Source organism: Pseudoruegeria sp. HB172150 (assembly GCF_013184805.1).
In the GTDB taxonomy this organism is placed as follows: domain Bacteria; phylum Pseudomonadota; class Alphaproteobacteria; order Rhodobacterales; family Rhodobacteraceae; genus Psychromarinibacter.
The window spans coordinates 44,353-67,644 of sequence record NZ_JAATNG010000005.1; the positions used below are offsets into that span (position 1 = coordinate 44,353).

Genomic DNA, 23,292 nt, shown 5'->3' on the forward strand with positions numbered 1-23,292 from the left:
CAATTCACGATTTCCGGCGGCACCGGCATCAGGCCTTCGGATCGCCGACATTCTTGCGAAACGCTTTCTCGAAGGCGGCCTGTTTCTCCGGCCCCGCTTCGGTCTGGTTCAGGGATTTCCAGTAGTCATAGGGCATGCCGTAGAAGACTTCGCGCCCCTCGTCCTTGCTCATCTCGATGCCACGTTCGTTCGCGGCTTCCTGATACCAGCGCGACAGGCAGTTGCGGCAGAAACCGGCCAGGTTCATCAGGTCGATGTTCTGCACGTCCGTCCTGTCCTGCATCAGGTGCTGGCGCAGGCGGCGGAAGGCGGCGGCCTCAAGCTCGATACGGGTCTGGTCGTCCATGGCTGTCCTCCTGCTCTCAGACTTGGGCGCGGTGAAGCGCCTCTTCAAGGATCGGGGCGAGCCGTTCGGCCCATGCGGCCTGTTGCTCGGGTGTTTCGATCAGGTCGTGCCGGATCTCGATCAGAGCGTTCGGCCGGCCGTGATGCAGCGCGTGGCGGTCGACGCTGTCCCCGGCCAGCGACCCGGAATACGGCTCGTTCTCGCCCACGAACAGGTCCGGTTCCTCGCGCAGCCGGTCGATCAGCGTCCGCCCCAGCCGCGCGTCGTAGCCGTAGAGGATACCGACCTGCCACGGACGCATCGCGCGTCCATTCAGCCGCGGGGTAAAGGAATGCACCGCGCAGTAGGCGGTGTTCTCCTGCCGCGCCGACAGCCGCTCCACCGCCTCGTGATAGGGCCGGTAGCACAGGTTCAGGCGTTTCTCGCGCTCTGCCTCGTCCAGCACCCGGTTTCCCGGAATGACCGTTCCGTCGTACAGCTGCATCAGCAGCGTCGGGTCGTCCTCGCCGCGGTTCGGGTCGATTACGAGGCGCGAGAAGGTCGACAGCACTGCGGGTGAATTCAGGTGCTCTGCCAGATGGCGCGTCACCCCCGCGGCCCCGATGTCGTAGGCGATGTGGCGGCCCATCTCGCGCTCTGGCAGGCCCAGATCTCCGCCGGCGATCATCGGCGGCACGGCGTTGGAGGCATGGTCGCAGGTAACAAGCCAGCGGCCCGGGCGGTCCTCGCCCAGAACCTCAAAGGCGGAAAAGCTCATAGAAACGGCATCCTTTGTATCAGGCGTTTGAATAAGCTGCCTGTCCGGGAAGCGCCAGTTGTCAGTTTGGGGCTTTTCCGCCATAGGATGGGCCAAGCCGAGTGAGACCGCTAACAGACTGGCCAGGGGACATTTCAGCGTATGAGACGCCTGAGAAACATCAAGATCGTTGCGACGCTGGGACCGGCGAGCAACGGATACGACATGATCCGCGCGCTGTTCCGGAACGGGGCCGACGTGTTCCGTCTGAACATGAGCCACGGCACGCATGAAGAGATCGCGCTGCGCCACGCGAATATCCGCAAGATCGAAGAGGATACCGGGCGTCCGATCGCAATCCTGGCGGACCTGCAGGGCCCTAAACTTCGGGTCGGCACCTTTGAGAACGGCGAGGAGGAACTGTCCGACGGCCAGATGTTCCGCCTCGATCTGGAGGATGTACCCGGCGACAAGACCCGCGTCTGCCTTCCGCACAGCGAGATCTTCCAGGCGCTGGAGCCGGGCACGACGGTGCTGGTCAACGACGGTAAGATCCGGCTGCGTGTTAATGAATGCGGAGATGATTTTGCCAATTGCGAGGTGATCGCCGGTGGCACAATCTCGAACCGAAAGGGCGTGAACGTGCCCGACGTCGTGCTGCCGCTCGCGGCACTGTCCGACAAGGACCGCACCGATCTCGAATTCGTGGCCGAACTTGGCGTCGACTGGATCGCTCTGTCCTTCGTGCAGCGGCCCGAAGACATGATCGAGGCGCGGGACCTGGTGAAGGGCCGCGCCGCGGTGCTGGCCAAGATCGAGAAGCCGGCAGCGGTGAAGGCCTTCGACGATATCCTCGAGGTGTCCGACGGCATCATGGTGGCGCGCGGCGATCTGGGTGTCGAACTCCCCGTCCAGGCGGTACCGCCGATCCAGAAACGCCTGATCCGCAAATGCCGTGCCGCGGCCAAGCCGGTGATCGTCGCGACGCAGATGCTGGAAAGCATGATCGACAGCCCGATGCCCACGCGCGCTGAAGTCTCGGACGTGGCCAATGCGATCTATGAAGGCGCCGACGCCGTGATGCTCTCGGCGGAATCCGCCGCCGGACGCTTCCCGATCGAGGCAGTGCAGACCATGCACAATGTGGCGCTCGAAGTGGAAAGCGACGCGACCTATCGCACGGTGATCGAAGCCTCTCGCGGGGCAGAGAAAAAGACCGTGGCCGACGGTATCGTTTCTGCCGCGCGCGAAATCGCGGAAACCGCCGAAATCAAGGCTATCGCCTGCTTTTCGCAATCCGGCACCACGGTCTCGCTGGTTGCGCGGGAACGGCCGCGCGTGCCGATTATCGCCATGGCCGCAACGGTCACCACCGCGCGTCGGCTGTGCCTGACCTGGGGTGCCCATTGCGTGAAGACCGACGAGATGGGACGATTCAAGGAAGCGGTCGTGCGGGCCGTGCGGGCGGCGACCCATGAGGGCTTTGCCACGCGGGAGGACGACATCGTGGTTACTGCCGGTGTACCCTTCAACGTGCCGGGGACAACAAACATCCTGCGGGTCGCGCCCTGCGACGAGCGCAAGATCTATTCGGCCGAGCCGGAATGACGTGATGACGACGGCCGATCTGTATCTGGTGGTCGGCCTGATCCTGATAGCGTTTGCGGTTCCCTCAATTCTGGGCGCTTTCGCCGACCGGCGCGCGCCCCGAGCGGCGGCCATCGTTCTGCTGATCGGCGGCGGGCTGTTTGCGCTGGCGATGAATCAGCGGCCCTATACGCTGCAGGAGATCCCCGGCGCCTTCGTGCGCGTGGTGGCGTATTTCGTTCGGTAGGCCGAAGCTGCGGCGCGGTCAGGCGCCGCAGGCTGTCAGCTGATCGTCGTACTTCGCGGCCCGTGCCGCGACCCCGTCAGATACCTGCAGCAGCCAGCTCTTCTTTTTGTGGCTGCCGCGCCGGTACCCGGTTCGCCCCTCGTGATAGGCGAGATAAGACCGCTTGGCGTCCGAATTCGAGATGCCCAGCGAGGCGTTGGCCTCGCTCACGTACCAGCCCATGAAGTCGGTCGCGTCGAAGATATTGTCCCGCGTCGCACCGTTCCGCGCCGGTCCTTTCAGGTAATCGCCCCAGGCCCCGTCCAGTGCCTGCGCATAGCCGTAGGCAGAGGAGGGACGCTCGCCGGGGAAAAAGCCAAACGATTTCCCGCGCGGCGGGCGGATGTTGGATCGGAAAGTCGACTCCTGAAAAATCATCGCCATCTGAACGTTCATCGGCACGCCCCACCGGTCGCGCGATGCGGTCAGGGCCTTGTAATAGTGAGGCCGTTCCAGAAGCACGGCGCACGCGTTTTCGGGGTCGGCTGGCGGCGGTGCGATCTTGTCGGAGGACGAGGAACAACCGGCCAGCGCCGCGGCGGCGAGAATCGCCGCCACCGGCGCCAGCCGTCGCAAGCGTTGGGGGCCATTGCGAAACGGCACGGCAAACCGCGTTCCGCGGTGCGGACAGGGGGAGTACATGGTCTACTGCTCGATTTGTTTTTTCTTGGTGGCAATATAGCCCATTCGCGGCGCGGGCTGAACTGTCTGAACCGCATCGGCATGTCTCTGCCGCTGCATTGCAACAAGCGCGGCCCGGCGCGGCTGCAATCGGGGCTTGCCACAGAGGTCGCCTCCCCTTATACGGCGCCACTCGAATGTCTGCGTGGCCGGCCAATGGCATGCCGAGTCGCGCTTGAAAACCGCAAGGAGACGGAAATGCCGAAGATGAAGACCAAGTCGAGCGCGAAAAAGCGCTTCAAGGTGACGGCCACCGGCAAGGTGGTAACGGCCCAGGCCGGTAAGCGGCACGGGATGATCAAGCGCCACAAGAAATTCATCCGCAACGCGCGTGGCACGACCACGCTGTCTGCCCCTGACGCGAAGATCGTCAAGGGCTACATGCCATACGACCGCTGATCGGAGGGATTTGAGAGATGCCACGCGTTAAAGGCGGTACCGTCACCCACGCCCGCCACAAAAAGGTGATCAAGGCCGCGAAAGGCTACTATGCCGCCCGGTCGACCAACTTCAAAACCGCGACCCAGGCCGTCGACAAGGCGAACCAGTACGCGACCCGTGACCGCAAGGCCCGCAAGCGGAACTTCCGCGCGCTGTGGATCCAGCGGATCAACGCCGCTGTCCGTTCGCACGACGAGTCGCTGACCTATTCGCGCTTTATCAACGGTCTGGCGAAAGCCGGGATCGAGGTGGACCGCAAGGTGCTTGCCGACCTCGCCGTGAACGAGCCGGCCGCGTTCAACTCGATCGTCGACAAGGCCAAGGCCGCCCTGGCCGCCTGATTTCGACATCGGGTTTCCGAGATTGACCGCGGGTCCGGAAATGGGCCCGCGGTTTTTCTTTGCCGGGTGGCATGTGCAAGCCTCAGCTTCCGGTGAACCGGTCCGGCCACTCGCGTATCAGGGTGATATCCTGCGGCACCAGTGACGCGGCGACATTTCCGCCCCTCGCCTCATTTTCGATCCCTTTGCTCCCAAGTCCCGACAGCTTTGGCCGTCAGGGATCGGGTGCGCAATCCACGGCAGAACGCTGAGGAAACACCACAGATGCGAATTGGCATCCTAGACGGCTTTCGCGGCTGGTTCCTGGTCTGCATGACCATGGGCCACCTTGCGCTGCTCATCGGATCGTCGTTTGGCCGGAAGCTCAACCATCAATTCGGCTTTCCGGATGTGGCGCAGGGCTTTGTCCTGCTCTCGGGCCTGATCATCGGCATCGTCTATGGCCGCCGCCTGCTGTACCGCTCTGAACAGACGATGCGGCAAAGCCTGTTTGCCCGCATCCGCACCGTCTACAAGTGGCACGCCCTGCTTCTTGTCGCCATCTTCGTCAGCACGTTGCTGATCCCCAATGGACCCGTCCATTTCATTTGGGGTGACCGTCCGGCGCTGTCGCTTGCAATGGGGCTGACGCTGCTCTCCGGGCCGATGTTCATCAACATCCTGCCCATGTACATCGTCTTCATGGCATTGACGCCGCTCGCCCTGCGGGCGCTGCGCGACGGTCGGGAGATCACGGTTGTCGTCCTTTCCGTGCTCGCCTGGCTGGCGGTGCAGGTCGGCCTCGTCGACTGGGTCCAGTCCGGCATCGCCGCACTGACCGGGCTGGCCGGCCAGGACGTGGACCTCGGCCTCTACCTCGACCGTTTTGCCTGGCAGATCCTCTATTTCGGTGGCCTGATTGTCGGCATGCGCATCGCGCAGGACCGGCTCGACCTGTCCTTCCTGAAGACCCGCACGGCCACCGCCGCATTCGCCCTGTGCCTCATCATCGCGGCGGCCATCCTGACGCTGACCATCCTGCGAAACGAAGGTCGCTTCCCGCTGGAAACCGCCGAATGGCTCGACCAGATCTTCGAGCGCCGGACGCTGACTCCGCTGGCCCTGATCGAGTTCCTCGCGGTTGCGTACATCTTCGTCTGGCTGCTGACGGTCGGCAATGCTTCGAGCCTCTGGCCAGTTCGTCAGCTGACCAAAGGCATCCGCATGGTCATGGAATGGCGGCCGATGGTGTTCCTCGGGCAGCACTCGCTTCAGGTCTACACATGGCATGTCGGGCTTTGCTATCTGGTGATGCTTGGTGGCTGGCCCTGGATCCGTGAACTGCCGGTCTGGCCGCGAGAGGCGATCACGGTGGCGCTGATGCTGACCTTGTTCGTTGCCGCGTGGCTGAACGCCCGACAGTCCAAGCCGAAACCGGCTAACACCAAGGCCCGGTCCGCGGAACAGCCGGTTCCTTCGCAGTAAGACTGCCCGAACCCGGCCGCTTGCTTTTCCCGGGAATAGGCCGAGGATGGGCGTCATGACCGATCCCACCGCCTACATGCAGCGCACGCGGGACTACTACGTCGCGCTGGGCTATGGCCCGCCCTACCGCTGGGCGCATTTTGACGTGACGCCCTTTGCCCCGTTGAAAAGGCCGCTTGCCGAAACAGCTGTCGCTATCGTCACCACCGCCGCGCCCTATCAGCCCGGCAAGGGCGATCAGGGGCCGGGCGCGCCCTACAACGCCGCGGTGAAGTTCTTCGATGTCTATGACGGCCCGACCGACACGATGCCGGATCTGCGGATATCTCACATCGGCATCGACCGGGATCACACCACGGCGGAGGATATCGGCAGCTACTTCCCGCTCGCGGCCCTCTGGCGCGCGGCAGAAGCGGGGCGCGTGCAGGTGGCGCAGCGATACTACGGGCTGCCGACCAACCGCTCACAGCGCGTGACGATGGACGAGTACTGTCCCGACCTCATGGCGCGCTGCCACCGCGACGGAGCGGATGCCGTGGTTCTGGTGCCGAACTGCCCGGTCTGCCACCAGTCGGTTACGCTGGCCGCCCGCGCCCTGGAACAGGCCGGTATTCCCAGCGTCGTCATGGGCTGCGCCAAGGACATCGTGGAATATGTCGGCGCGCCGCGCTTCGTTTTCTCGGACTTCCCGCTCGGCAACTCGGCCGGCCGTCCGAACGACCCCGACGGGCAGGACCTGACGCTCGGTCTGGCGCTGGACCTGCTGGAGCAAGCGACAACGCCCAACACCACGACGGTTTCGCCGTTGGAGTGGCCCGGTGATCCTGCCTGGAAACAGGACTATTCCAACCCGGCCAAGCTGTCGGCAGAGCAGATCGCGGCGCGGCGAGCCGAATTCGATGCCGGCAAGGCGAAGGCGCGTGAACTGCGCGAAGCTTGAAGCTAAAGCCAGTCGGCGCTGAATGCGTTGCCGCAGGGCTGGTCATACCGGTCGCCGATCCCGAGATAGACAAGTTCGCCCCCGGTTTCGTAGGCACGCACCGCGTTGGTGCTCTGCAGAAAGCCGAGGATGATCGTTTCCTCCAGCGCCGCACGTTCGTCCCGCTGGTCCTCCAGCACCGGGCTCAGCATCCAGAGCGTCGGTTTGACAATCCGGTCGCGCTGGCTGCTGACGCCGTTCCAGATAGCGGCAACCTCTTCGATGAAATCGTCGGCTGCCGGCGCATCGGCGATGCGACGGCCGAAATTGACCCGCAGGATGTGGCGCAGTTCGTGCTCGACCCGGCGGGTCAGGAAGGGGGCCGCCGCCAGTGCCGCAGTGCCGGCAAGGGCGCCCAGCAAAATGGTGCGGCGTGAGGCGGCCATCAGGCGGACCGCCCGGCGCGCAGGGCAAGCGCGGATAGTGTCAGCGTGGGGTTCACCGGAGAAGACGTCGGATAGCCGCCGGCGCCGAGCGCGTAGAGCCCGCTGACCTCGTGCGTGCGCATGTAGCCGTCGGTGACGGAGGCCGCCGGATCGTCGCCCATCCGGTGCGTGCCCTGAATATGCGCCTCGGTGATCGACAGGACCTGACGCACGATCCGCTCCACCGGGAAGGGCAGGATATCGGGCAGGCTCTCGATGGCGTGGTCCAGCCCGCGCATGGCATAATCGGAATGACCCTGCCAGTGGATATGCGGCTCGCCGTCTGCATCCAGTTCCACCCGGTTTTCCGCCTGAGGAATGTCCTCGGCGATCAGCTTAATGCTGATCCGATCGGTCCAGCGCCCGGGCTCGGTGCGCAGCGAATAGGGGCTGTTGTAATTCTCGACCAGCACCGCAGCCCGGTCGCGGCGGTGCGGCCCGTCGTAAAGCGCGTAGCAATGGCCGGTAATCGAGGTGCCGCCATAGTAATTCGGCGCGCCGATATCCGCCTCTATCTCGTATGACGCCTGCTCGTGCAGATAGCGCCCGAGTGCCGGAGAGGTCAGACCGGAGCGCAGCAGGATTGTGGCATTGTTGATCGCGTTGGCACCCAGCGCGACGAGATCGGCGTGCAGCGTGACCTCGGTGCCGTCCACGCCGCGAACGACAAGGCCGTCCGCCGCGCCGGCGGCGATCCCGACATGCCGGGCCTCGGCCTGCAGCAGGAGCGAGACGCCGTCGCGGGAGAAGCTGTCGACGCTGTTCAGGATCGTGAATTTCGACTCGATCGGGCACAGGTCGCAGACCCCATTGGCGCAACACGTCGGGCGTGACCCGCCGTTGGACCGGGCGCTGGGCGCGTGAAACCAGCTTTGGGGCATCGCCTTCATGCAGGCGATATCCGTGCGTGCGGGGATGTGCGGCGGGTAGGGGTAGGGTGCCGAACGCGGAAAGATCGCCTCTGTCCCGCCGCCCGCGATCTCCATCAGCTCTTCTACTTCTGTGTAGAACGGCTCCAGCGTGTCGTAGTCCAGCGGCCAGGGTGCGCCGACACCATACAACTCTGCCAACCGGAAATCATTGGGATGAAACCGCGGCGTCTGGCCCCACCAGCAGTTGGAATTGCCGCCGAAAAGGCGATGCGCGAACCAGTCCTTGCGGTGGCCCGACGTGTTGGTCATCGCGTAGTCGTCCTTGGCCCGGTCGTCGCGCTGCTCGATCTGGGTCGCGTGGTCGACCAGTTCACCCTTTTCGACGATCAGCACCCGTGAGTCTGGCGGCAGGCCCCGCAGGAAGAACATGGCGGAAAAAGAGGAACCCGCGATGACCACATCCCATCGCACCTTTGCCGCGTCGGCCAGGGTCGTGGTGGCGAACATAGGCTGTGGCTGCTCCTGCCTCTTTGATTGGCCGGAATCATACCGGCACCCGGCGCTATGGCAAGGCACGCGGCCTTGCATTCGGACGGCCCGCTTTGTAGCAGATGCCGCGACCCTGCCACACGAGGCCCCGCGATGGACGACCTGAGAACGAAATACCTTGAAGCGATCTCTTCCGCAGCCGACGAGGCCGCGCTGGAGGACCTGCGCGTGCAGGCGGTCGGCAAGAAGGGCGAGGTCGCGCTGCAGATGCGTGAGCTGGGCAAGATGACCCCGGAAGAGCGTCAGGTCATGGGCCCGAAGCTGAACGCGCTGAAGGACGAGATCAACGCCGCGCTGGCGGCCAAGAAGTCGGCGCTGGCCGACGCCGCGCTGGATGAGCGCCTGCGAACCGAATGGCTCGACGTCACCCTGCCGTCGCGGCCGCGGCGCCAGGGCACCATCCACCCGGTCAGCCAGGTGACCGAGGAGGTCACGACCATCCTCGCCGATATGGGTTTCACCGTCGCCGAGGGGCCGCAGATCGAAACCGACTGGTACAACTTCGACGCCCTGAACATCCCGGCCGAGCATCCGACCCGGACCGAGATGGACACCTTCTACATGCACCGGAAAGAGGGCGACAACCGCGTGCCGCACGTGCTGCGCACCCACACCTCGCCGGTGCAGATCCGCGCGATGCAGGCTCATGGCGCGCCGATCCGCGTGATCGCGCCCGGCCGCGTCTACCGCGCCGACTACGACCAGACCCACACGCCGATGTTCCACCAGATCGAGGGGCTGGCGATCGACCGCGACATCTCGATGGCGAACCTGAAATGGACGCTGGAGGAATTCTTCTCGGCCTTTTTCGAGATCGACGGCATCAAGACCCGTTTCCGCGCGTCGCACTTCCCCTTCACCGAGCCTTCGGCAGAGGTCGACATCCAGTGTTCCTGGGTCGACGGACAGCTGCGGATTGGCGAGGGCGATGACTGGATGGAGGTGCTCGGCTCTGGCATGGTTCACCCCAAGGTGCTTCAGGCCGGGAACATCGACCCGGACCAGTGGCAGGGCTTTGCCTTCGGCATGGGCATCGACCGGCTGGCGATGCTGAAATACGGCATCCCGGACCTGCGCGCGTTCTTCGACAGTGACCTGCGCTGGCTGCGGCACTACGGGTTCTCGGCGCTAGACGTGCCGTCGCTGGTGAGCGGGTTGAGTCGATGAAACGCAACATGGATCTCGTTCGTGAGATCCTTTTGGAAGTCGAAGCCAAGGACGACGGGAAGGCAAAGCAGTACGACTTCAAACAGTTGGGTCCCGAAAAGGCCCACCATGTAAACTTGTTGATACAGGCCGGGCTACTGAATTGGGTGGGAGCTGTACGCTCTCAAGAGCGGAAAAAGGTTCACCTAACTTGGGAAGGTCACGATTTTCTCGATTCCGTTCGCGATGTCGGAATTTGGGAGAAGACAAAGGAAACGGTTGCAGAGACCGGTGGAAGTGCGGCGATTGAGATCATCAAAGCGGTTGCCATTGGCTTTGCGAAAAAGAAAATCGAACAGCACACCGGGATAGACATCTGACAGGAGTTCATTAGGCCAACTCTTTTCAGGTCCAAGTCCTAGTGTCTCACCTAACAAGACAGCAAGACACCACTTCGGGTCTTACCACTTGACCCCACGTCGCTCTGCCGCGACCCTGCGCCGGCCCCCAAAATCAGGAGCCCCTATGCGCACCGCTTTCTTACTTTCCGCCCTTCTCCTGGCCGGTCCTGCTTTCGCCAAGGACACGTATCCGCCGGTCGAGACGCTGTTGTCCTCAAAGGAAACGGTGATCGGGCAGGATTTCACCTATCCAGAGGGCGACGCCAAGATCACCGCGGCCATCGTCACGATGCAGCCTGGCGCCTCTACCGGCTGGCATGTGCATGACGCGCCGCTTTTCGCCTATATCCTCGAGGGCGAGATCACCGTGGATTATGGGCCGGACGGCAAGAACACCTATCGCGAGGGCGACAGCCTGATCGAGGCGTTCGAGACTCGTCACAACGGCACCAATACCGGCGACGGTATCGTGCGGATCCTGGCGGTCTTTGCCGGGGCGGAGAACACGCCGAACACCGTCTCGGAATGACGCCGCGGTTTGCCTGACGGCGCTGGGCCTCTAGAACGTGGCGCGACGCCACAGAAAGGAGAGCCCATGCGCCTGTTCCGCCACGAGAACCGCGACCGCAACGAAGACACGCGCCGGATCTATGCCGCGTTCGAGCTGGTTCATACCTTCGTCGATTTCTCGGCGGCGGTCTGCTTTACCATCGGCTCGGTGCTGTTCTTCTGGGACAGTACCCAGACGCCCGCGACCTGGCTGTTTCTGATCGGTTCGATCCTGTTCGCCGCCAAACCGTCGCTGCGCCTGGCGCGGGAGATTAAGCTGGCGCGGATGGGAGAGCTGGACAAGCTGGCAAAGCGCGCCGAAGCCTAACCCCTTCCGGTCCCGCGGTCATTGGGCTAGAGAGCCCCGGCGACCGAAGACGAGGCAAAGGGCCAAACCGATGAAATTCACGATGTCCTGGCTGAAGGACCATCTCGACACCGACGCATCGGTGGCCGAGATCGCCGAGACACTGACCGACCTGGGGCTGGAAGTCGAGGAGGTGGTGAACCCGCTCGATTCGCTCAAGGGCTTCACGGTCGGGTTCGTGAAACAGGCGGTGCAGCACCCCGATGCCGACCGCTTGCGCGTCTGCGTGGTCGAGACCGACGAGGGCGACAAGCAGATCATCTGCGGCGCGCCCAATGCCCGGCAGGGTATCCGCGTAGTGGTGGCCAAACCCGGGATGTACGTGCCCGGCATCGATACCACGATCCAGGTCGGCAAGATCCGCGGCGTCGAGAGCCACGGCATGATGTGTTCCGAGCGCGAGATGGAGCTGTCCGAAGAGCATGACGGCATCATCGAATTGCCGGGCGAGCCGCCTGTGGGTATGGAATTCGCCGACTGGCTGGCCACCAACGATCCGGCGAAGGTCGACCCGATGATCGAGATCGCGATCACGCCGAACCGGCAGGATGCGCTGGGCGTGCACGGCATCGCCCGCGACCTTGCGGCGCGCGGTCTGGGGACGCTGAAGCCCTACGTGGTCGAGCCTGTGCCGGGTGCGTTCGAGAGCCCGATCAAGGTGACCATCGCCGACGACGTGAAGGCCAAGGACTGCCCGCATTTCACCGGCAGAGTGATCCGGGGCGTGAAGAACGGGCCGAGCCCCGCCTGGCTGCAGGCGCGGCTGAAGGCGATCGGGCTGCGGCCGATCTCTGCGCTGGTCGATATCACCAACTTCTTCACCTACGACATGAACCGCCCGCTGCACGTCTTTGACGCCGATATCGTCAAGGGTGACCTGACCGTGCGCTATGTCGACGAGCCGACCGAGTACGAGGGACTCGACGACAAGACCTACACCGTCGAACCGGGGATGATGGGCATCTACGACGCCGAAGCGCTGGAAAGCATCGGTGGTTGTCTGGGCGGCGCGCATTCGGGATGTACCGAAGCGACGGTGAACGTCTTCGTCGAAAGCGCCTACTGGGATCCGGTGACTATCGCCGCCACGGGCCGCAAGCTGAAACTGAATTCGGACGCCAAATACCGGTTCGAGCGTGGCGTGGACCCCGAATTCACCCTGCCCGGGCTGGAAGCGGCGACGAAGATGATCCTCGACCTGTGCGGCGGTGAGCCGTCCGAAGTAGTGCAGGACGGTGCGCCGTTGGAATCGGACCGCGCGTACAAGCTCGACACCGACCGTGTGGAGTCGCTCGTCGGCATGGAGATCCCGGCAGAGACGCAGCGCGCGACGCTGGAGGCGCTTGGTTTCCGCCTCGACGGCGACATGGCGCATCCGCCCTCCTGGCGGCCGGACGTGCAAGGCTCGGCGGACCTAGTCGAAGAGGTCGCACGGATCGCCTCGCTGACGAAACTCGAAGGCCGCCCGATGAAGCGCCCGCAGGTCGGTGTGCCGAAACCCATCGCGACGCCGAAGCAGAAGCGCGAGCATGCTGCGCGGCGCACGATGGCGGCGCTGGGTTACAATGAATGCGTGACCTATTCCTTCATCGACGCGGCGTCGGCGGCGCTGTTCGGCGGCGAAGATTCGACGAAGCTGGAAAACCCGATCTCGTCCGAGATGACCCATATGCGACCGTCTTTGCTGCCGGGGCTGCTTCAGGCTGCGGCGCGCAATCAGGCGCGCGGGTTCATGGATCTGGCGTTTTTCGAGTGCGGCTGGGCTTTCCACGGCGCAGAACCGGAAGAGCAGCACCTGCAGGCAACCGGCCTGTTGATCGGCCATAGCGGTCCGCGCGATGTCCACGGCGCGCGCCGCCCGGTCGACGTGTTCGACGTGAAGGCGGATGCCGAGGCCGTGCTGGCCGCAATCGGTGCGCCCGCCAAGGTCCAGATCCTGCGCGGCGCCAAGGGCTGGTGGCACCCCGGACGGCAGGGCAAGATCTGTCTCGGCCCGAAAAAGGTGCTGGGCGTCTTCGGCGAGCTGCACCCCAAGGTGTTACGCGAAATGGACGTGAAGGGACCGGCGATGGCCTTCACCATCTGGCCCGAGGAAGTGCCGGAGAAACGCTCTGGAGCGACGACCCGGATGGCGATGGAAATCAGCGATCTGCAGGCGGTGGAACGCGACTTTGCCTTTGTTGTCGATGCCGATGTCGAGGCGCTGACCCTCGTCAACGCTGCCGCCGGCGCAGACAAGGCGCTGATCGAGGACGTCCGCGTTTTCGACGAGTTCATTGGCGGTGCGCTGGGTGAAGGCAAGAAATCCCTGGCCATCACAGTGCGCCTACAGCCCACCGGCGCGACGCTCACCGACGAGCAGATCGAGGCAGTTGGTGCCAAGATCGTCGATAAAGTGACCAAAGCTACCGGCGGTGTGCTGCGCGGCTAAATTGGCGTCGATTTGGTTTCGCGGGCCGTGACGGACCCGCATGGTCATTGTCCCGGTTCCGGCATTTCCGCCGGGGCGGGTTGTTCTGCGTTTAGTGAGTCCGCTTTAAGGCTGTTTTCCGATTGGACAGATCGGCGAAACAGCCCAAGGTCTGAGAGCCCGACGCTCAAGCGGCGCCGCGATGGGCCTGCTCTATTGTTGGGCCAGGGTCGTCGGCCAGTGCGAATTGGGACACGGCGCCGTTCAGCGTCTCGCATTCCGTTACCAGCAGGCGTGTGGCAGCGGTCGTCTCCTCGAACATCGCCGCATTCTTCTGGGTCAGCTGGTCGAGTTGCCCGACTGCGCTGTTGATCTCGCCCAGTCCCTGTGATTGCTCCACCATCTTGGCGGTGATGGTAGACACCCGTTCGGCCACGAGGCCGACGGTGCTCACGATGCCTTCAAGCGCGCTGCGCACCTCGCCGACCTGGCCGGTCCCGGCCCGGACTTGCTCGTCGCTGCGGGCGATCAGGGTGTTGATGTCATGTGCTGCCTCAGAGGCGCGTTGCGCGAGTGCGCGGACTTCCGAGGCGACGACCGCGAAGCCACGCCCCGCTTCACCGGCGCGGGCGGCCTCTACCCCCGCATTCAGCGCCAACAGGTTGGTCTGAAACGCGATATCGTCGATCAAACTGACGATTTTGCCGGTTTCCTGCGAGGATCTGCTGATGCCCTCGATTGCATCCACCATCAAGGTGACGGCCTCCTGGCTGTGTTCGGCCGAATCGCGGGCTTCGCGTACGAAAGCGTCGACTTCGGCCGAGCTGTCGACCGCGCTCTTCACGGATGTGGTCAGGACCTCCAGCGCCGCCGAGGTTTCCTCGAGCGATGCTGCCTGGCTTTCTGTCCGCTGTGCCAGAGCGTCCGAAGCGCTTGCGATCTGGTCGACTTCGTTGCGGATCGTTTCGGCGGATACGAGAATGTGCCCCATGGTCCTGGTCAGGTTGGCCACCGCTTCGTTGAAATCCACGCGCAGCTTGTCGTAGCCCTCGGCCAGTTCGCGGTCGATGGTCTCCGACAGGTCCCCAGCGGCCAGCCGGCCCAGTGCGTTCGCCAGTTCCGTAACCACCTGGCTCTGCTCTGCCAGCCGTTCCTGGCGCTCGGTCTCCGCGGCCTGCCGGGCCGCCTCCCGGGCTTCCTGTTCTTCCTGTTTGCGCCGCGCGTCCTCGATTTCACGCTGGCGGTCCGCTTCCTGTCGTGCCGCTTCCTCTGCCTGCCGCTCTCGTTCCGTTGCTTTCGCCGCCCGGCGCGCGGTTTCCTCTTCTTCTTCCAGCCGCAGCTTTTCAATCGCGTTGGCGCGGAAGACCTCGACCGAACGCGCCATGGCGCCAAGCTCGTCCCGGCGCTTCGCGTCCGGCAGTTCTGTATCGAGTGCGCCGCCCGCGATGGCCAGCATCTGACCATTCAGGCGCCCAAGCGGCCGGATGACAGATCCGCGCACAGACAGGAACGACCCGCCGCCGGCGACAAGGGCGATGAAGGCTAGGATGACATAGGAGATTTTCTGGCTCCTCACTTCGTCGGCGTGATCTTCCGCCGCGCTCTGGCGGCTCGCTTCGGCCAGCAGCCTGCCGACATCGGCGGTCACTTCGCTGAACTTCAGGCTCGTGCTGTCAAGCTTGTTGCGGATCGCCTCGATGCGGTGCGTCTCCTCGAACAGGAAATTATTGCGCGCGCGCTCGAAATTTCCGTCTCTTGCCATCCGCAACGTGCGGCTGTTCGATACCAGGTAGAGTGACATCAGCCGTTCGATCTGGGCGGCCGTCCTGGTCAGGAAAACGACACTTCGGTCAAGTTCGGGCTGGGATATGCTGCCTTTCCCCAGCACTGCAGATAGCTGCATAATCGCCGAAAAATATGTTCCGATCTCGGTGTCGAGCCTGTCGCGCAACACCACTTCGGGAGCTGGGTCAAAAACCTTTGCGTCGAGGTTCGCCCGGCGCAATGTTTCCATCCCGACAAGCAGGCTGTTGATCTCAAGCAAGGACGAGGTCATCGCGGCGCTGGTCTGGCTAATATCCTCGTTGGTGGCCAGCGCGGCATCATGATGCTCGAGCGACTGTTCGGAACGTCGCGACGCCAGCTCGAGTGTGACGGTGTTGAGAATGGCGAGCACACCAATCGGCACCAGAACCCACACCATGATGCGGGCTCCAATGCCGAATTTGCTGGGCTTCGGCAGTTCGGCCCCTGGCGAAGTGATCTCTTTCATGGTTTGACCTTCCGCCTCAGAACAGGCTGGACTCTTCGCCGGACAGGGCCGCGACGATGATCCGTGACTGCTTGATTACGAAAAACACGTCCGAGGGCGTCCTGCCGCCTTCAGGCGGCGCCAACCGCGTTGGTGTACCGACACCTGCCGCTGTCTTGATCGCGTGGGCATCTGCCATCGCGCGGGACAGCACAAGGATTACATCCGATGGCGTGATCCCCTCTTTCTTCGCTTCTGGCACGGCAATGCCGTCGACGGCGAAACGGCTGTCCTTCTCTGCCAATGCGTACAGGTCCGAGATCAGGCTGATAGCAGCCGAATAGACATTGGCCGGGGTCCGGCCGGATTCCGGCCAGAGCCCCTCGATCTTATAGGACGCGCCCGCCGCGTCCGCGATCTCCTGCAGCGTCAGGCGCAGTGTCATCGCGATCCGGTGCACATCATTGGGGACAGTGGCCGGTACGCCGAGCGCATCGAGCTGTGCCGAGATCCGCAGCAGGTTGCCGTAGACATCCGCCGGTGTCTTGCCGCTGGGCATCGCGGGTACCGCGATCTCCTCTTCGATACCGTAGGCACTGTGCAGTTCCAGCACGTCAGCCTGGATCTGGTCGACAACGTGTTTCACATCCGAGGGCGTCACTTCCTGCGACGGCAACGGCGCCAGGGCCCGTGTGTCAAGACCATTCATGTATCGCAGAAGTTGAAGCTTGCGCCACACATCGCGCGCATTCTGCAATACATGCCGTGGGCGTGTCGGGTCTGCCGGAACCGAGACTTCCGGCACCTCGGAGAAATTGGCCGCGTTCAGCAATTCCAACTCCAGGCGCACGGTCTCGGTTGTCTGGAAGACGTGGTCAGGCGTAGCCTCCTGCGGAATAGCCGGTGCGGCCAGACAGGTTAAAAAGAACATGGATTGGATTAGAATTCTGCGCATCGGCGGACTCCCCAGGGCGAATGTCCGGAGCAGGCCGGGATGACCGCACGGACGGGCAAAAGAGCACCTATCGCGACCGGGTTGATACCGCGTAAACGACCGCTGGTCCTGAGGGGCGGAGCGTGTCCGAAGTCTTCCGACAAGAACCGCGATCGGCGGCGAAAAGGGAAAACAGTGTTCATGGATGCCATGCCGATCTTGAATGGGCATCGGCGCTTAGCACCTGCGCAAACAAACTGGCAGCGTGCGTTCGTACCGTGGCGTTTCATTCGTTGAATGACCCGACTCTTTACGAGTCGCAGCGAAGCGTCCGGCCCTGGTCAAGGAATCACCCGTCTCCGTTCGGCGCCATTCGAACCGAACATGGATATCCCATGCGCCAGATCGACCCAAATGAACTGTCAGACCAGGCGCTCCGGTGGCACACAACGGGAATGGTCGACGTAAGTTTTTAAGCGCGAGAACATATTGATGCGTAAGACAAAGTTCCTTGTTTGTAGCGGATTAAGTGTGGCAATATTTGCGGTCACCTGACAGCAGGCATGTGGTGCCGAAAGCTCGGGGTTTGATATACTTCCGACCGATCACGGATTACAGTAACAGGGCGGTTGCAGGAGGGCGGGGAAACACCTAAATGTCGAATTCCGTGTTGGGTGTGCACGGGCAACACTTGTCCACTAGGGAGAAATCAACCATGAACACCCCCCCTCGAATGCTCGCGGCAGGACTCCTGCTTTTTTCGCTGACCGCGGCCGCCGTCCCGGCCGTAGCTCAGGAGCCGATCACGCCTCCGGAAGAAGGCGATCCCGTAATCGTCTATACCCACAAGTTCAAACCCGCCGAGTTCGAGGCCGGTAAAAAACTGGTCATCGAGGGTTTCAGCGACGCGATTGTCGACCATGGTCATGACAGGCTGACATTCTTCATGGTTGACGAACACGCGACGGAAGTGGTGGTCGTATCGGTCTTTCCGGACGAGGCGACCATGAAGGATTGGCAGGCGGCCGGCGTGCGGCACGAGGTGCTGGAAAAGCTTGAACCCATGCGCAGGCAACCCCTGATCTTTCAGACATTCACGTTGGAATCTCTGCACACCACCATGGATAACGGGCAGTAGTTCCAGGGATCAGAGCCGCGGCAGAACTACGTGACGATCTTCACCTGTGAGGTGGTTTTGTCGGCCGCACCATCGCAATAGAAAAAGCTGGGCCGTTGTTTCATAATCAGCGGCCCACGCTTGGGCGCAGAAAAGCTCTGCGGTCCGGTATATTGCTGCGTTGGCAAGCCGATCCCGATGGAGGGGGGCGAGTAGCCGGTCGCTCAACAACTTCGAGAGCCGCTCGCGGCTTGATGTCCTGCAGCACAAACAACGAAGGCCGCACCTTCCTGAGTGGATCATTGTCACACAGGTCGCCGCCAGATGCTCAGACCGCAAACCGTTATCAGGTCTAACTTCATTGCGATAATTACATAGTGCTGCAGGTAATAGCACGCCGCCGCTCTGATAATCAAAAGTACGCTTGCAATTCGGACGTGATTCTCGTGGCGCCCCAACGAATTAGAGCGCACAGAGAGCGGTCGATCACTTTTTGAAAGGTTCGGAAAAGGGGGCGTACTATGCCGCCTTTTTCCGTCCCAGTCCGATTTTCTTCGCGGTCTTCGAACGCTTGGCAGAGTAGTTCGGTGCGACCATCGGATAGTCTTTGGAAAGACCCCAACGCTCGCGATACTCCTCGGGCGACATGTCATAGGAGGTGCGCAGGTGACGCTTGAGCGTCTTGAAGGGCTTGCCGTTCTCGAGGCAGATGATCGCGTCCGGGGTGACGGAGGCGTCGATCGGAACAGCGGGAACAAGGGGTGCGACAGGCTCTTCCACCAATTCGGGCGCGCCGCCGGCCAAATTAGCGAGAGTTGCATGGACAGATTGGATCATGCCGGACAGTTCGTCGGATGCCATCTGGTTGCGCGAGGCATAGGCAGCGACAATCTCGGTCGTAAGTGAAAGGAGGTCGTCCGTACTTTCAGTGGATTCTATGATGTCTTTCATGGACTTGTTCTCGTCTTTGGGATTCTGCGCGTCTGACTACGCTTGATCACTGTGTTTTACCAGCCCCGCGCCATTCACATTGTAGAAACGGGCGGCAAGTATTTGCCGAACTCCATATCCGAATGTTTTTATTGGAACGTTTTTATTAAGATATGCTTAAGCTCTACTCAGTTTACTTCCAGGTCGGCTTCGAGCTGCAAGGAGCGAGTCAAGAGAGCCACGGCAGTTCGTCTTTCGCTCCGGGTCCAATTGCGGGGAAGCACGGCGTCAAGCCAGCGCCGGACCGCGTCACCACCCGCAGAGTCGAACCATGGCCCAACAAGGATCAGCAGGCCCATAAATCTACCGGCTGCCGCAAATATCCAACCGCATGTCAACAAGACTGGTGCTTTGACATACGCTGCCGGTCCGGGAAATCTGGCCCGGCAGGAGGATCTCATGCAGCGATTCCGCAACCGCACCGACGCGGGCGAGACGCTGGCCGAGCGCGTTGCGGCGCTGGGTCTGGCGGACCCGGTCGTGCTGGCTCTGCCGCGCGGTGGTGTCCCCGTCGCCGCACCGGTTGCGAAAAAGCTGAACGCGCCGCTCGATCTTATCCTTGTTCGCAAGATTGGCGCGCCCGGAAATCCCGAATTCGCCGCCGGTGCCGTCGCCGACGGACCGAAGCCGCAGGTGGTCTGGAATGACAGCGTCCTTAACGGTCTCGGCATTGGAGAAGATGACCTGCAGGAGACTTACGAACACGAGCTGGAAACCCTTAAGACCCGCCGCGAGATCTATCTCAAGGGCCGCGCCCGCGTGCCACTGGCCGGGCGGGACGTGGTGGTGGTCGACGACGGTATCGCTACCGGCGCCACGTTGCGTGCGGCGTTACAGGCGGTCTCGGTTCAGGGGCCACGGCAGGTCGTCCTGGCGGTCCCCATCGCGCCGCAGGACGCAGAGCCGCGCTTTGCCCAGATGGTCGACCGTTTCGTCTGTCTCAGTACACCGGCGGTTTTCTACGCGGTCGGTCAGGGCTATGACGACTTTGCGCAGACCAGCGACGCCGAGGTGATTGCCTGTCTCGACGCGAACCGGAACTGAGAAAAGGGCAGGGGATATGGGGCTGAAGGTCTATCTCTCGGGAGAGATCCACACCGACTGGCGCGAGCAGATCATCGACGGGTCCAGAGGGCTCGACGTGGAATTCAGCTCCCCCGTCACGGATCACGCCGCCAGCGACGATTGCGGGGTAGAGATCCTTGGCGCGGAGCCGAACAAGTTCTGGCACGACCACAAGGGCGCCAAGGTCAATGCGATCCGAACCCGCAAGGGTATCGCCGATGCCGATGTCGTGGTCGTACGCTTCGGCGAGAAGTACAGGCAGTGGAATGCGGCGTTCGATGCAGGCTATGCGGCGGCTCTTGGAAAGTCGCTGATCGTGCTTCACGGGCCGGATCACCAGCACGCCCTGAAGGAGGTCGACGCGGCGGCACTTGCCGTCGCCGATGAGCCGGACCAGGTGGTCGATATCCTGCGCTACGTGCTGACCGGAAAGCTGTCGCGCTGACGAAAAGTCACCTTTCCGGCAAGGGGCTTGCCAGCATGCATGCGGTCGGGATACGGTTTTTTAGGATTTGTGCCCCAGTCGGGGCACGAATCATGTGGGCGTACTCTTGACCTTCCCGGGTCAAGACCTTATTCCGCAACCTCTCGACAGAGAATCGGCTGCAGTAAGGGGTCGCGCCCCACCTTCAGTTAGAGACATACCAATTTGGCCCGTCGGCATGAAAGCCTTCGGGCTTCCGTTGTGAAAAAAGGTTCTGGAGCTACGGAACCGCAACCGAAAAGGACATATACGTGGCCCGTATATCCGGTGTTAACATCCCTACAGGCAAGCGCGTTCCGATCGCGCTGACCTATATCCACGGAATCGGCCCTGCGACGGCCAAGACCATCTGCGCCGCCGTCGGCATCGAAGAGACCCGCCGGGTCAACGAGCTGTCTGACGCCGAAGTGCTGCAGATCCGTGAGCACATCGACGCCAACCTGACTGTCGAAGGCGACCTGCGCCGCGAAGTTCAGATGAACATCAAGCGTCTGATGGACCTTGGCTGCTACCGTGGCCTGCGCCATCGCCGCAACCTGCCCGTGCGCGGTCAGCGCACCCATACCAACGCCCGTACCCGCAAGGGCCCGGCGAAGCCGATTGCCGGCAAGAAGAAGTAAGGAAGGGCAGCACAGATGGCACGTGATCGTCGCGCTCCGAAGCGCAAGGTTTCCAAGAACATCGCCGCTGGCGTTGCTCATGTGAACTCGTCGTTCAACAACACCAAGATCCTGATCTCGGACGTGCAGGGCAACGCGATTGCCTGGTCGTCCGCCGGCACCATGGGCTTCAAGGGTTCGCGCAAATCGACTCCCTACGCCGCCCAGATGGCTGCCGAAGATGCCGGCAAGAAGGCGCAGGAACACGGCGTGAAAACGCTGGAAGTCGAGGTTCAGGGTCCGGGTTCGGGCCGTGAATCCGCGCTGCGCGCCCTGGCCGCCGTGGGCTTCAACATCACGTCGATCCGCGACGTGACGCCGATCGCTCATAACGGCTGCCGCCCGCCGAAGCGCCGCCGCGTCTGACCAAGGATCGTATCTTCGACGGGCTGCGCCGACCCCCCGCGCGGCCCGTTCAGCCATTGATTACCTCGGGAGTTCCCCGCCTCGGGTCCGGCAGGGAACATGAATGGAGGCCATAGAGCATGATCCACAAGAACTGGCAGGAACTGATCAAGCCAACCCAGCTGGAGATCAAGCCGGGTAACGATCCCGCGCGTCAGGCGACCGTCGTCGCCGAGCCGCTGGAGCGTGGCTTCGGCCTGACGCTGGGCAACGCGCTGCGCCGCGTGCTGCTGTCCTCGCTGCAGGGTGCGGCGATCACCAGCGTTCAGATCGACAACGTCCTGCACGAATTTTCGTCCATCGCCGGTGTCCGCGAGGACGTGACCGACGTGGTATTGAACCTCAAGGGCGTCGCGATCCGCATGGAAGTCGAAGGGCCGAAGCGCCTGTCGATTTCGGCCAAGGGTCCGATGGTCGTCACCGCCGGTGACATCTCTGAATCGGCTGGCATCGAGATCCTGAACAAGGATCACGTGATCTGCCACCTCGACGAGGGCGCGAACCTGTTCATGGAACTGACCGTGAACACCGGAAAGGGCTATGTCTCGGCCGACAAGAACCGCCCCGAAGACGCGCCCATCGGCCTGATGCCGATCGACGCGATCTACTCGCCGGTCAAGAAAGTGTCCTACGACGTGCAGCCCACCCGCGAGGGCCAGGTGCTGGACTACGACAAGCTGACGCTGAAGATGGAAACTGACGGGTCGGTCAGCCCGGATGACGCGGTGGCATTCGCCGCCCGCATCCTGCAGGACCAGCTGTCGATCTTCGTCAACTTCGACGAACCGGAAAGCGCCAGCCGCGCCGACGAGGACGAGGGGTTGGAGTTCAACCCGCTCCTTCTCAAGAAGGTGGACGAACTGGAACTGTCGGTCCGCTCGGCGAACTGCCTGAAGAACGACAACATCGTCTATATCGGCGACCTGATCCAGAAGACCGAAGCCGAGATGCTGCGCACCCCGAACTTCGGCCGCAAGTCGCTGAACGAGATCAAGGAAGTGCTGTCCGGAATGGGCCTGCACCTCGGCATGGATGTCGAGGAATGGCCGCCGGAAAACATCGAGGACCTGGCCAAGAAGTTCGAGGACCAGTTCTAAGACGGTTAAGCTCGGGCCGTGCACGAACGTGTACGGCCTGTGCGCACGCGGTGTACGCCGCGACATCGGGCGCAATGCCCCAAGGAGAGCCGGTGACACGCATCGCCGGCCAGACAAAGCAAAACCGCCCGTAGAGGGCAAAATAGGAGTAAGAAAATGCGTCACGCCCGCGGATACCGCCGCCTGAATCGCACTCACGAGCACCGCAAGGCGCTCTTTTCGAACATGGCCGGCTCGCTGATCGAGCACGAGCAGATCAAGACGACCCTGCCGAAAGCCAAGGAACTAAAGCGGATTGCCGACAAGCTGATCACGCTCGCCAAGCGTGGCGGCGACGACCTGCACGCCCGTCGCCAGGCCGCATCGCAGCTTAAGCAGGACGCCTACGTCGCCAAGCTGTTCGACGTTCTGGGCCCGCGTTATGCCGAACGTAACGGCGGCTACACGCGCGTCCTCAAAGCCGGCTTCCGCTATGGCGACATGGCCCCGATGGCGATCATCGAGTTCGTTGACCGCGACCCCGACGCCAAAGGCGCTGCCGACAAGGCCCGCGTTGCGGCCGAGGAAGCTCTGGAAGATTAAGGGCTTAGCCGTCTTCCGTGTGGGGAGGCGGAATGGGGTTTCAAGGAAACTCCGGAAAGTCATGTGTGATCGCAAGGGCCGCCCGTTCGGGTGGCCTTTCGCTTTTTCCGCGATGGATTAGATTGAGG

Annotated in this window: 26 protein-coding genes; 18 read left to right on the forward strand and 8 right to left on the reverse strand. The window is 62.7% G+C overall.

The features are described from left to right. Positions 1–28: 28 nt before the first annotated feature. Both HCO70_RS18860 and HCO70_RS18865 read right to left on the reverse strand, forming a co-directional pair. A complete protein-coding gene (locus HCO70_RS18860; protein WP_172299087.1) occupies positions 29–346 on the reverse strand; it encodes a DUF1244 domain-containing protein in 318 nt (105 codons plus the stop codon). 16 nt (positions 347–362) lie between these two features. Then, positions 363–1,103, reverse strand: coding sequence for an N-formylglutamate amidohydrolase (locus HCO70_RS18865; protein WP_172299089.1), 741 nt, complete (start codon positions 1,101–1,103; stop codon positions 363–365). 141 nt (positions 1,104–1,244) lie between these two features. Here HCO70_RS18865 and pyk point away from each other — a divergent pair, with 141 nt between their 5' ends. Both pyk and HCO70_RS18875 read left to right on the forward strand, forming a co-directional pair. After that, positions 1,245–2,690 carry a pyruvate kinase gene (pyk, locus tag HCO70_RS18870; protein ID WP_172299091.1) on the forward strand — a complete coding sequence of 482 codons (1,446 nt, stop codon included), beginning with the start codon at positions 1,245–1,247 and terminating at the stop codon, positions 2,688–2,690. A gap of 4 nt (positions 2,691–2,694) precedes the next feature. After that, positions 2,695–2,916: a hypothetical protein gene (locus tag HCO70_RS18875; protein ID WP_172299093.1), complete on the forward strand. Its 222-nt coding sequence runs from the start codon at positions 2,695–2,697 to the stop codon at positions 2,914–2,916. A gap of 18 nt (positions 2,917–2,934) precedes the next feature. Here HCO70_RS18875 and HCO70_RS18880 read toward each other — a convergent pair whose 3' ends face one another. Continuing rightward, entirely contained in the window at positions 2,935–3,531 is a 597-nt protein-coding gene (locus HCO70_RS18880) for a lytic transglycosylase (RefSeq protein ID WP_253913383.1), read from the reverse strand. A 303-nt stretch (positions 3,532–3,834) separates the two neighbouring features. Between HCO70_RS18880 and rpmI the strand changes: the two genes are divergently transcribed. The 4 genes from rpmI to HCO70_RS18900 all read left to right on the forward strand — a co-directional run bounded on the left by rpmI (position 3,835) and on the right by HCO70_RS18900 (position 6,822). Continuing rightward, positions 3,835–4,035: a 50S ribosomal protein L35 gene (gene rpmI, locus HCO70_RS18885; RefSeq protein WP_172299095.1), complete on the forward strand. Its 201-nt coding sequence runs from the start codon at positions 3,835–3,837 to the stop codon at positions 4,033–4,035. A 17-nt stretch (positions 4,036–4,052) separates the two neighbouring features. After that, positions 4,053–4,418: a 50S ribosomal protein L20 gene (rplT, locus tag HCO70_RS18890; protein WP_172299097.1), complete on the forward strand. Its 366-nt coding sequence runs from the start codon at positions 4,053–4,055 to the stop codon at positions 4,416–4,418. A gap of 264 nt (positions 4,419–4,682) precedes the next feature. Then, positions 4,683–5,882, forward strand: coding sequence for an OpgC domain-containing protein (gene opgC / locus HCO70_RS18895; protein ID WP_172299099.1), 1,200 nt, complete (start codon positions 4,683–4,685; stop codon positions 5,880–5,882). A 55-nt stretch (positions 5,883–5,937) separates the two neighbouring features. Next, on the forward strand, positions 5,938–6,822 hold the full coding sequence (locus HCO70_RS18900; RefSeq protein WP_253913384.1) for a glycine reductase: 885 nt from the start codon (positions 5,938–5,940) through the stop codon (positions 6,820–6,822). A gap of 2 nt (positions 6,823–6,824) precedes the next feature. Here HCO70_RS18900 and HCO70_RS18905 read toward each other — a convergent pair whose 3' ends face one another. Further along, positions 6,825–7,247, reverse strand: a complete 423-nt coding sequence (locus tag HCO70_RS18905) for a hypothetical protein (RefSeq protein ID WP_172299103.1) — start codon at positions 7,245–7,247, stop codon at positions 6,825–6,827. Beyond that, on the reverse strand, positions 7,247–8,665 hold the full coding sequence (locus tag HCO70_RS18910; RefSeq protein ID WP_172299105.1) for a GMC oxidoreductase: 1,419 nt from the start codon (positions 8,663–8,665) through the stop codon (positions 7,247–7,249). Before HCO70_RS18910 ends, HCO70_RS18905 begins: the two co-directional genes overlap by 1 nt. Before the next feature lie 135 nt (positions 8,666–8,800). Between HCO70_RS18910 and pheS the strand changes: the two genes are divergently transcribed. The 5 genes from pheS (at position 8,801) to pheT (ending at position 13,601) form a co-directional block, all read left to right on the forward strand. Beyond that, positions 8,801–9,874 (forward strand): phenylalanine--tRNA ligase subunit alpha, encoded by a 1,074-nt coding sequence (pheS, locus tag HCO70_RS18915; protein ID WP_172299107.1) that lies wholly within the window; start codon positions 8,801–8,803, stop codon positions 9,872–9,874. Next, positions 9,871–10,233, forward strand: a complete 363-nt coding sequence (locus HCO70_RS18920; protein WP_172299109.1) for a DUF2513 domain-containing protein — start codon at positions 9,871–9,873, stop codon at positions 10,231–10,233. The genes pheS and HCO70_RS18920 overlap by 4 nt, the downstream gene beginning before the upstream one ends. Before the next feature lie 145 nt (positions 10,234–10,378). After that, complete coding sequence (locus HCO70_RS18925; RefSeq protein WP_172299111.1) at positions 10,379–10,783, forward strand: cupin domain-containing protein; 405 nt, start codon at positions 10,379–10,381, stop codon at positions 10,781–10,783. Between the two features lie 66 nt (positions 10,784–10,849). Beyond that, positions 10,850–11,131 (forward strand): YrhK family protein, encoded by a 282-nt coding sequence (locus HCO70_RS18930; RefSeq protein WP_172299113.1) that lies wholly within the window; start codon positions 10,850–10,852, stop codon positions 11,129–11,131. Positions 11,132–11,201: 70 nt separating this feature from the next. Then, positions 11,202–13,601 carry a phenylalanine--tRNA ligase subunit beta gene (pheT, locus tag HCO70_RS18935; protein WP_172299115.1) on the forward strand — a complete coding sequence of 800 codons (2,400 nt, stop codon included), beginning with the start codon at positions 11,202–11,204 and terminating at the stop codon, positions 13,599–13,601. A gap of 166 nt (positions 13,602–13,767) precedes the next feature. On the opposite strand, the gene HCO70_RS18940 is transcribed toward pheT, so the two are convergent. Further along, positions 13,768–15,852, reverse strand: coding sequence for a methyl-accepting chemotaxis protein (locus HCO70_RS18940; RefSeq protein ID WP_172299117.1), 2,085 nt, complete (start codon positions 15,850–15,852; stop codon positions 13,768–13,770). Positions 15,853–15,868: 16 nt separating this feature from the next. Continuing rightward, positions 15,869–16,786, reverse strand: coding sequence for a hypothetical protein (locus HCO70_RS18945; RefSeq protein WP_172299119.1), 918 nt, complete (start codon positions 16,784–16,786; stop codon positions 15,869–15,871). Between the two features lie 634 nt (positions 16,787–17,420). Here HCO70_RS18945 and HCO70_RS18950 point away from each other — a divergent pair. After that, complete coding sequence (locus tag HCO70_RS18950) at positions 17,421–17,903, forward strand: hypothetical protein (RefSeq protein ID WP_172299121.1); 483 nt, start codon at positions 17,421–17,423, stop codon at positions 17,901–17,903. Between the two features lie 498 nt (positions 17,904–18,401). Here the strand turns inward: HCO70_RS18950 and HCO70_RS18955 are convergent, their stop codons facing one another. Beyond that, complete coding sequence (locus tag HCO70_RS18955) at positions 18,402–18,833, reverse strand: MucR family transcriptional regulator (RefSeq protein ID WP_172299123.1); 432 nt, start codon at positions 18,831–18,833, stop codon at positions 18,402–18,404. Positions 18,834–19,271: 438 nt separating this feature from the next. On the opposite strand from HCO70_RS18955, the gene HCO70_RS18960 reads away from it, so the two are divergent. The 6 genes from HCO70_RS18960 to rplQ all read left to right on the forward strand — a co-directional run bounded on the left by HCO70_RS18960 (position 19,272) and on the right by rplQ (position 23,164). Next, complete coding sequence (locus HCO70_RS18960) at positions 19,272–19,916, forward strand: phosphoribosyltransferase (protein WP_172299125.1); 645 nt, start codon at positions 19,272–19,274, stop codon at positions 19,914–19,916. A 16-nt stretch (positions 19,917–19,932) separates the two neighbouring features. Beyond that, positions 19,933–20,382, forward strand: a complete 450-nt coding sequence (locus HCO70_RS18965; protein ID WP_172299127.1) for a YtoQ family protein — start codon at positions 19,933–19,935, stop codon at positions 20,380–20,382. 290 nt (positions 20,383–20,672) lie between these two features. Beyond that, complete coding sequence (gene rpsM / locus HCO70_RS18970; RefSeq protein ID WP_172299129.1) at positions 20,673–21,041, forward strand: 30S ribosomal protein S13; 369 nt, start codon at positions 20,673–20,675, stop codon at positions 21,039–21,041. 15 nt (positions 21,042–21,056) lie between these two features. Next, positions 21,057–21,446 carry a 30S ribosomal protein S11 gene (rpsK, locus tag HCO70_RS18975; protein ID WP_172299131.1) on the forward strand — a complete coding sequence of 130 codons (390 nt, stop codon included), beginning with the start codon at positions 21,057–21,059 and terminating at the stop codon, positions 21,444–21,446. 119 nt (positions 21,447–21,565) lie between these two features. Next, positions 21,566–22,582: a DNA-directed RNA polymerase subunit alpha gene (locus HCO70_RS18980; protein ID WP_172299133.1), complete on the forward strand. Its 1,017-nt coding sequence runs from the start codon at positions 21,566–21,568 to the stop codon at positions 22,580–22,582. 156 nt (positions 22,583–22,738) lie between these two features. Next, on the forward strand, positions 22,739–23,164 hold the full coding sequence (gene rplQ, locus HCO70_RS18985) for a 50S ribosomal protein L17 (protein ID WP_172299135.1): 426 nt from the start codon (positions 22,739–22,741) through the stop codon (positions 23,162–23,164). Positions 23,165–23,292: the final 128 nt, after the last annotated feature.

Coding starts and splice junctions, on each gene's coding strand:
- HCO70_RS18925 (WP_172299111.1), top strand. CDS start 10,379: ATGCGCACCGCTTTCTTACTTTCCGCCCTTCTCCTGGCCGGTCCTGCT.
- HCO70_RS18860 (WP_172299087.1), bottom strand. CDS start 346: ATGGACGACCAGACCCGTATCGAGCTTGAGGCCGCCGCCTTCCGCCGC.
- opgC (WP_172299099.1), top strand. CDS start 4,683: ATGCGAATTGGCATCCTAGACGGCTTTCGCGGCTGGTTCCTGGTCTGC.
- HCO70_RS18955 (WP_172299123.1), bottom strand. CDS start 18,833: ATGAAAGACATCATAGAATCCACTGAAAGTACGGACGACCTCCTTTCA.
- rpsK (WP_172299131.1), top strand. CDS start 21,057: ATGGCACGTGATCGTCGCGCTCCGAAGCGCAAGGTTTCCAAGAACATC.
- HCO70_RS18910 (WP_172299105.1), bottom strand. CDS start 8,665: ATGTTCGCCACCACGACCCTGGCCGACGCGGCAAAGGTGCGATGGGAT.
- HCO70_RS18920 (WP_172299109.1), top strand. CDS start 9,871: ATGAAACGCAACATGGATCTCGTTCGTGAGATCCTTTTGGAAGTCGAA.
- HCO70_RS18960 (WP_172299125.1), top strand. CDS start 19,272: ATGCAGCGATTCCGCAACCGCACCGACGCGGGCGAGACGCTGGCCGAG.
- HCO70_RS18945 (WP_172299119.1), bottom strand. CDS start 16,786: ATGCGCAGAATTCTAATCCAATCCATGTTCTTTTTAACCTGTCTGGCC.
- HCO70_RS18900 (WP_253913384.1), top strand. CDS start 5,938: ATGACCGATCCCACCGCCTACATGCAGCGCACGCGGGACTACTACGTC.
- HCO70_RS18865 (WP_172299089.1), bottom strand. CDS start 1,103: ATGAGCTTTTCCGCCTTTGAGGTTCTGGGCGAGGACCGCCCGGGCCGC.
- pyk (WP_172299091.1), top strand. CDS start 1,245: ATGAGACGCCTGAGAAACATCAAGATCGTTGCGACGCTGGGACCGGCG.
- pheT (WP_172299115.1), top strand. CDS start 11,202: ATGAAATTCACGATGTCCTGGCTGAAGGACCATCTCGACACCGACGCA.
- rplT (WP_172299097.1), top strand. CDS start 4,053: ATGCCACGCGTTAAAGGCGGTACCGTCACCCACGCCCGCCACAAAAAG.
- HCO70_RS18940 (WP_172299117.1), bottom strand. CDS start 15,852: ATGAAAGAGATCACTTCGCCAGGGGCCGAACTGCCGAAGCCCAGCAAA.
- HCO70_RS18875 (WP_172299093.1), top strand. CDS start 2,695: ATGACGACGGCCGATCTGTATCTGGTGGTCGGCCTGATCCTGATAGCG.
- HCO70_RS18980 (WP_172299133.1), top strand. CDS start 21,566: ATGATCCACAAGAACTGGCAGGAACTGATCAAGCCAACCCAGCTGGAG.
- HCO70_RS18950 (WP_172299121.1), top strand. CDS start 17,421: ATGTCGAATTCCGTGTTGGGTGTGCACGGGCAACACTTGTCCACTAGG.
- rplQ (WP_172299135.1), top strand. CDS start 22,739: ATGCGTCACGCCCGCGGATACCGCCGCCTGAATCGCACTCACGAGCAC.
- HCO70_RS18930 (WP_172299113.1), top strand. CDS start 10,850: ATGCGCCTGTTCCGCCACGAGAACCGCGACCGCAACGAAGACACGCGC.
- rpmI (WP_172299095.1), top strand. CDS start 3,835: ATGCCGAAGATGAAGACCAAGTCGAGCGCGAAAAAGCGCTTCAAGGTG.
- pheS (WP_172299107.1), top strand. CDS start 8,801: ATGGACGACCTGAGAACGAAATACCTTGAAGCGATCTCTTCCGCAGCC.
- HCO70_RS18905 (WP_172299103.1), bottom strand. CDS start 7,247: ATGGCCGCCTCACGCCGCACCATTTTGCTGGGCGCCCTTGCCGGCACT.
- HCO70_RS18965 (WP_172299127.1), top strand. CDS start 19,933: ATGGGGCTGAAGGTCTATCTCTCGGGAGAGATCCACACCGACTGGCGC.